The sequence below is a fragment of the Xenorhabdus indica genome (assembly GCF_014467235.1).
GTDB lineage: Bacteria > Pseudomonadota > Gammaproteobacteria > Enterobacterales > Enterobacteriaceae > Xenorhabdus > Xenorhabdus indica.
On record NZ_NKHP01000029.1, the window covers coordinates 22,179 to 28,418 of the forward strand.

9 protein-coding genes are annotated in these 6,240 nt (G+C 47.3%); 6 read left to right on the plus strand and 3 right to left on the minus strand.

The genetic code is table 11. The features are described from left to right. Positions 1 to 132: 132 nt before the first annotated feature. Together Xind_RS17390 and Xind_RS17395 are read right to left on the minus strand one after the other, a co-directional pair. A complete protein-coding gene (locus tag Xind_RS17390; protein WP_187650622.1) occupies positions 133 to 1,368 on the minus strand; it encodes an MFS transporter in 1,236 nt (411 codons plus the stop codon). A 674-nt stretch (positions 1,369 to 2,042) separates the two neighbouring features. Beyond that, entirely contained in the window at positions 2,043 to 2,324 is a 282-nt protein-coding gene (locus tag Xind_RS17395) for a hypothetical protein (protein WP_187650623.1), read from the minus strand. A gap of 88 nt (positions 2,325 to 2,412) precedes the next feature. Here Xind_RS17395 and Xind_RS17400 point away from each other — a divergent pair, with 88 nt between their 5' ends. The 4 genes from Xind_RS17400 (at position 2,413) to Xind_RS21850 (ending at position 4,159) form a co-directional block, all read left to right on the plus strand. Beyond that, positions 2,413 to 2,859, plus strand: coding sequence for an antirestriction protein (locus tag Xind_RS17400; RefSeq protein ID WP_187650624.1), 447 nt, complete (start codon positions 2,413 to 2,415; stop codon positions 2,857 to 2,859). After that, positions 2,849 to 3,310, plus strand: coding sequence for an antirestriction protein (locus Xind_RS17405; RefSeq protein ID WP_099125555.1), 462 nt, complete (start codon positions 2,849 to 2,851; stop codon positions 3,308 to 3,310). The genes Xind_RS17400 and Xind_RS17405 overlap by 11 nt, the downstream gene beginning before the upstream one ends. Positions 3,311 to 3,429: 119 nt before the next feature. Further along, positions 3,430 to 3,972 carry a hypothetical protein gene (locus Xind_RS17410; RefSeq protein WP_187650625.1) on the plus strand — a complete coding sequence of 181 codons (543 nt, stop codon included), beginning with the start codon at positions 3,430 to 3,432 and terminating at the stop codon, positions 3,970 to 3,972. A 52-nt stretch (positions 3,973 to 4,024) separates the two neighbouring features. Further along, entirely contained in the window at positions 4,025 to 4,159 is a 135-nt protein-coding gene (locus Xind_RS21850) for a hypothetical protein (RefSeq protein ID WP_338114365.1), read from the plus strand. Here the strand turns inward: Xind_RS21850 and Xind_RS22815 are convergent. Then, positions 4,156 to 4,290, minus strand: coding sequence for a hypothetical protein (locus tag Xind_RS22815; protein WP_276511098.1), 135 nt, complete (start codon positions 4,288 to 4,290; stop codon positions 4,156 to 4,158). The genes Xind_RS21850 and Xind_RS22815 overlap by 4 nt on opposite strands. A 77-nt stretch (positions 4,291 to 4,367) precedes the next feature. Between Xind_RS22815 and Xind_RS17420 the strand changes: the two genes are divergently transcribed. Beyond that, positions 4,368 to 5,291, plus strand: a complete 924-nt coding sequence (locus Xind_RS17420) for a DUF1281 domain-containing protein (RefSeq protein ID WP_187650626.1) — start codon at positions 4,368 to 4,370, stop codon at positions 5,289 to 5,291. Positions 5,292 to 5,394: 103 nt separating this feature from the next. After that, a complete protein-coding gene (locus tag Xind_RS17425; protein ID WP_187650627.1) occupies positions 5,395 to 6,078 on the plus strand; it encodes an N-6 DNA methylase in 684 nt (227 codons plus the stop codon). Positions 6,079 to 6,240 lie beyond the last annotated feature (162 nt).

Sequence of the window (6,240 nt, forward strand, 5' to 3'; positions counted from 1 at the left end):
GATTAATTAGAGAGCCTTATCGCGTTTAAACGCGATAAGGCTCTCTTTCTAAGATTAGCGGTTATTGCAGCTACCCTGTCACTAACACAGATAAACGTGACTATGTTTTTATTGGAAATAAAAGAGCGTGGCTCACATCACCATAAAGTGTCTTTTTTGTTGGATGTAAAGTGCCCAGAAAGAGATAGTTGCCAGTATTGCAGTAATAATGACCAGAAGCCAAGCTTTCTGATACCCAAAACTCTGAATAAAAGAACCCATGATTACATACGTTGGCATAAGGCCAATATTTCTAATTGTTAGCAATATACTGCTTATTCGCCCACGATGGCTGGCTGGGGATTGGTTAGCTATATATATCCCTTCTTTTGTTATGAGCAAAACTTCTGCTGCAGATAGGAAGAACCATGCGAAAAACTGCATAGGAATACTGGAGCATGAAACCACTAGGGTGTAACCCACAACGAATAGTGCACCTGCAATTGACAGACTACTCAGTTCACTATGACTGGATGTCACCTTCATTAGAAGTGGGGTGATAAACACTACGATAAGACTAGCAAAAGTCATTAACTGACCAAACAAAATAGCACCTGACTTATCAAATATGTGGCTGTAGTAGAGTGGACTGGTCATAGTCATTTGGTTCAAAATAAACCAAAGCATAGTACATAATAGTCCAAAAATGATCAGGCGTGGTCGTTCTTTAAATATTGACCAGACATTACCGTTGGTATTTTTTTCAAGCTCAGAAACATTTTCTTGACAGTCAGTATTTATAGCATTGTCTCTGACATAAAATGCGACTAAAAGTATTCCTGTCAATAGCGCAAGCCCCTCTCCCCAGTAAACCCATTCTGTGTAATTCCAAAATAAATAACCAGCAATAACGGGGCCCACACCTGAGCCAAGATTGTAGGCTAGGTAGCTTAGCGACATAACAGCATCGCGATTTTGCGGGTTGGAATGGTCGGCAACGAGTGCATTACTTGCTGGTAACGCTACACCGATGAAAAAATATCCTATGCATAGCAGTGCCGGAGCAACGAAGTGATTTTCAGAAAAAAAACCACACGTAATGATAACAACAGCCCCAAGCAGTTCTCCTATGATCATAATATTCTTATGTCCATAGGCATCTGACAATTTTCCCCCTATGAGGCTTCCTAGCATATAAGCGCCGGTGATTATCATCACGATAGTGCCTGCAACTGAAGTCGAGTAATCTTGCTTTTGTGTTAAAAGAAGTACCATAAAAGGGATAATAAAATTCCCCAACCCCAAAATAAATTTGGCGATAGCAATGAAATAAATATCTCTTGGTAAACCTTTGTACATTGAAAACATTTTGTCCAATTTTTTAAGCATAATTACTCTCCATTTCCCCATGGTATTAAAGTACCTAAATTATTATTTAATTAAAGTATTTAACTATTAATTATTTTGGTGGAAATAAATTCTTATCTTACAAAGAAACGAGGGGAATATATCATGGCATATATCTGATGTTATTTTCCAAATTTTCAATTCATTATAAAATATAAGATAGGAATTAAATTGATTTTTCTATTTTATTTTTATTTCCCAATAAAATTCATGTAGGTTATTTTTCAGCACCCAATATATTGATTTAAAATAAAAATAATCTCTATAAGTCAATGAGAATATAATTTTTTGAGTTAAATTAATTAGATAAACTATTTTTATTGTTACTATAATGGATAACCCGATTTTTCGCCTGTTTTTATGAAATCACAGATAACACTTTCTGAGCCTGAACTAATTACATTGCAACAACTTGCTTTGAATCACCCACACTGGGCATCCGTACGCGAAGAACGGGTTGCCAGAGGAGACTACAATGGAGTATGAGCAAAATACTTTATTGGACGGTTATGGCGATCAATTTGCAATTAATTTTTCTTGAACACTTACCTAACCATTAGTTTATATATTGTAAAAATAGATTACCGATGTAATTCAGCCATCGGCATCAACACACAATGGGGCATAAACGTGTTAGACCACACGGCCTGAACGGGTCACGGCGTATTGACAGTTTCTCCCTGACTCTCCAAAAATTCCGTCGTGCTCCTGACATTATTTTTTTGTCCCGGGAAATGAATTACCCATTGACCTGATGATTTCTGTTGATTAGCGTAGTCAGACTTATCCATGATCCGGTCGCTTGTGAGGATCACCTTCGGGCAGCGACAGCAACACTCCCGTAGCCTGTAAGGGAGTACACCACGGTGTGGTACATCTGCGCCCCTTTGGAAGCAGATATCGTCAGTCTGATGACGATGAAGGTCGCTTAATCTCATCCATGATGGCCAACCGGCCAGTCACCCAACGGGGAACACATTTCCCATTGGGTCAGGTGTTCTCCGTTGTTTTTATCAGGAGAATACTATGCAACAACATACCCCACTGGCCACGGTGCACACTGTGTCCCCGGCTGAACGCTCCCCTTTTGCTGAAATTTTTCCGCACACCGGTTCACTGGAACTGATGCTGCTGGAGCACACGTTCATTAAAGCTGCTGCCGGGCTGTGTGACGATGACCGGTGTGACCGATGGCAGTACCGGAAAGTGTCAGACCGCATCGCCTATATCGTGCCGATGCGGCCGGATTCCTCTGGGGTTAATGTGAGTACGACGGACTTTAAAGGTGAAGTCTCCGCCGATGCCTTTGGGCTGATGGTGACCCTGAGCGTATTGGGTTACCTGACTGACCTGATGAAGCTGGACGGATATGCTGAGCGGTTTTGCGCCCTGCGTGAATATGCGCGGCAACATCCTCAGGCTCAATGTATCCGGGCGGCCCTGGGTTTAAAGGGAGAACGTGATGCCGGATAATGAACTGATGCTGCTGGACAGCCTGGCCCTGTCGGTTGTGTTTCCCGATAAAACCCCGCTGGAACGGTTGTTTCTGGGGTTCCTGCTGGCGAATACGGCCTCACAGTTGTGTGGTGAATATCGTCCTGAGCAATGGCGCAGCCGGAACGTGTCTGATTCCCTGACGTATATGATCCCCACCGCGGCAAAAACCTATTCGGTTTATCTGCCGGAGACGACACTGACGGCCACGTTGTCTGCGGATGCGTTTGGTCTGGCTGTTACCGCGATTGTGTTTGCCCGTATCGCCGAGCTGGATGAGCCGAATGCCGATGCATTCCGGTTCTGCGAACTGCGGGAATACGCGCTGCACCACCCGGAAACCGGGCTGCTGCGTGCGGTACTGGCGATGCAGCCCAAAGAGGACATCATCAGCTCGTCATTTATCCATAACAACCCTCATCACCACTGACGTTATCAGTCGATGAGGCTGTTAACTCTCATTTTTAGCGCCTGACCGGGGAGCCGACAACACCTTCCTGTATTGGGCGGGTGTTGTCTTTTTTTAACGTCAAATCAAGGAACAACACCATGAACGCCATTTTTTTGCCCGTGCCGGAGAATACTGCTCAGGTATTACCGGAAGACATTTTTACCGTGCAGGTCACCGGCCTGATGCAGCATCCTCACCGACCGCAATCGCTGCAAGAGGAAATCCTGACCGTGTGTGAAACTGCCTCCATCACCGAAGCGGTACAACGATTGAAAGTCATCCATTTGCTGGGTGACTGGCCGATACCGGAAATCTCATCGGGTCAGTATCGACGCGCCTTTTTTCCCCTGACCGTGATGATATATGACGCCAAAGATAACAGTGTGCTCGGGGGGCGCTTTTATGACGAGATCGTCTGGGCGCAGCCGGTTACACTGACGTCAGAACGTTTGTCACTGGAACGAAAACAACAGCAGTTATGTCAGGCGGCCACCGTTGAGCTGAGCTGGCAGGATCCGCAGGCAGCCCATGTTTTGTGGCAGGAGGCGAATTTATTGTCACTGCATATGATTTCACCCGATTACCACTATCATCACGAAGTGCAGGATATTCTCCGGCATAGCGCAACGGTCAGCGTTTGATGGTGTCACCCTGGAAGCCTGACGTTTAACCGTCTGGCAGGTGATTACCGCCGTGCGGCTGAAACGCTATTCTGATCTGAGCCTGAACGATACCGCGTTGTGTGAAACCGAAATGGTAACCGAATTTATCGCCAGTGGCATCCGGCCGTCTGATGCCATCAATGAACGGTGGATAAATACGATTTAACCTGACTGAACGCGTCGGCAATGATGCCCGATACACCGTATCTGGGCATACATGACGAGCTGACGGTCATTTTTGACAGCAGTTTGGCTGAAATGCTGTTCAGGCAAGCCAAATCGTAACCCTTTTTTCATTACCCATCGGGGGAACTGACTCCCGTAGGGGAACAGTTTCTCCGGTTTTTAAACTTAAAAATCAAAGGAGCTTAATCATGGCAGAATGGGTCACTAATCAACTGGAAGTCACCGGCAAATCCGTTTGTCTCGATGTCATGCAGCAATGGGTCTGTGGGGAGGAATTCCCCCGTTACCGTCAGGCGGTATTGCAGAGCCTGCGCCTGTTTCTGGCCGGCTGTGCGGGGATACTGAAACCCACCAAACCCTTAACTTACACGCCGTATCCGGAACTGGTACGGGGGACGGCAGCGCCGACGGCGCAGAATTTGGCGTTTGAACAGTGGCTGGCGTTGTTGCAGGACAATGTGCTGCTAACCACAGAAAACATGAAGCGGATTGACAGTATCTACCGTCAGTCGGGCTTAAGCCTGCTGCGCTGGGAGACTATACCGGCGTCAGCGCGTGACATGATTGCCCGCCTGCTGACCCGCCAGTACACCGACTGGTTTGGCGTGGTGGGCTGGTCTGACAATCTTGATATCAGTGCATGCTGGGAGAAACTGTCGGTTTATCCGACCTCTGCTCAGCCCTGCGATATGCTGATGATACGACCGACCCGGCTGGCGACGGAGATTAACGGCAACAGTGGCTTACTGAAAGGAATGACCACCACAGCGCAGTGCTACGATGAGCACTATGGGCTGGAATGGCCGTTCGGTCATCATGTCCGCTGGGAAAGGCGCCATGTCAGCAGCTTAACCGTGCGTTTTGACACTCCATGGGTACCGCCTTCGGCGGAACTGATGGGCGGGCTGTCATCAGTGTTTGACTGTGAAATCCGCCACTGGTACAGCGAACCGTCAGGCCAGCTTAAAGGTTACGACTGCTATGACCAGGGCGAGCATGTGGACAGTCATAACGGGCAGGTAGGACACGAAAACCGTCCGGCCCTGTATCTGGTTAACGGCGATAAGCCCGAAACGGCACTGGCATTACCGGCGATGGCCGTCGGGCAGTAACCCGCTGTTTAACGTTGTATCAGCTTATTTTCACTTCAACCGAAAGGGGAAACACATTCTCCTTCCGGGGTGTGTTTTCCTTTTTTTATCAGGAAAACACGCCATGGCTTCTTGTCCGGACTACCAAAAAGACTTTATTTCGTTGTTTAAACAAACCGCCCGTTCCCGTAACCGTTATCGGGTTTTTCAGGATTTTTGCAACTGTGCGATGGCGGCCATTCACAATAAATACTGTTTCAGTGAGGAACTCGAGCAGTTCTATCTGAAAACCATCAACAAATACGAACGGGAAGATATTGACCGGATTGTGGAACTTTTTTCGATGACCGTGCTGGCATTGTCGGAAGCACCCGGTGATTTTCTCGGCAGCGTGTTTATGCAACTGGAGCTGGGCAATAAGGAACTTCAGCAGTTCTTTACGCCCTGGAGTGTGGCCAGAGTCATGGCACAATTGCAATTGCATGAGGTGTCTGACTTGTTGCAGACCCGACCCTTTGTCACCTTCCACGAACCTTGCTGTGGTGCGGCCTGTATGATGCTGGCCGCCGCGGAGGTATTAAGAGAGCAGGGACATGATCCGTTGTCCAGTATGTGGGTGTCTGCGATTGATATTGACCCGCTGGCGGCAGTGATGGCCTATATCCAGCTTTCCCTGACCGGTATTCCGGCAGCGGTCACGATTGGTGATGTGCTGAAGGATCCCGGCAGCCAACGGACACGCTACACACCGGCTCATTATCTGGGCAACTGGTCGCAGCGTTTGCAGGCCTATGAACACGCGGCCTGATTTCTGTTTGCATCTTCTTTGTTTCACTACTGCGCCTTTCGGGGCGCTTTTTTACGTTTAAGGGTAAGTCATACAAACAATTTTCATTTTCGCAAAAAGAGTTTCGCCTTGTTTCAGCGTGGGATTGACCGACACTGGGCTAAATTTGAACCCAAAGAGGAA

What these genes read in the sequence shown, in the direction of transcription:
- Xind_RS17410 (WP_187650625.1), top strand. Translation starts at nt 3,430, where the DNA reads ATGAACGCCATTTTTTTGCCCGTGCCGGAGAATACTGCTCAGGTATTA.
- Xind_RS17405 (WP_099125555.1), top strand. Translation starts at nt 2,849, where the DNA reads ATGCCGGATAATGAACTGATGCTGCTGGACAGCCTGGCCCTGTCGGTT.
- Xind_RS17390 (WP_187650622.1), bottom strand. Translation starts at nt 1,368, where the DNA reads ATGCTTAAAAAATTGGACAAAATGTTTTCAATGTACAAAGGTTTACCA.
- Xind_RS22815 (WP_276511098.1), bottom strand. Translation starts at nt 4,290, where the DNA reads ATGAAAAAAGGGTTACGATTTGGCTTGCCTGAACAGCATTTCAGCCAA.
- Xind_RS17425 (WP_187650627.1), top strand. Translation starts at nt 5,395, where the DNA reads ATGGCTTCTTGTCCGGACTACCAAAAAGACTTTATTTCGTTGTTTAAA.
- Xind_RS17420 (WP_187650626.1), top strand. Translation starts at nt 4,368, where the DNA reads ATGGCAGAATGGGTCACTAATCAACTGGAAGTCACCGGCAAATCCGTT.
- Xind_RS17395 (WP_187650623.1), bottom strand. Translation starts at nt 2,324, where the DNA reads ATGAGATTAAGCGACCTTCATCGTCATCAGACTGACGATATCTGCTTC.
- Xind_RS17400 (WP_187650624.1), top strand. Translation starts at nt 2,413, where the DNA reads ATGCAACAACATACCCCACTGGCCACGGTGCACACTGTGTCCCCGGCT.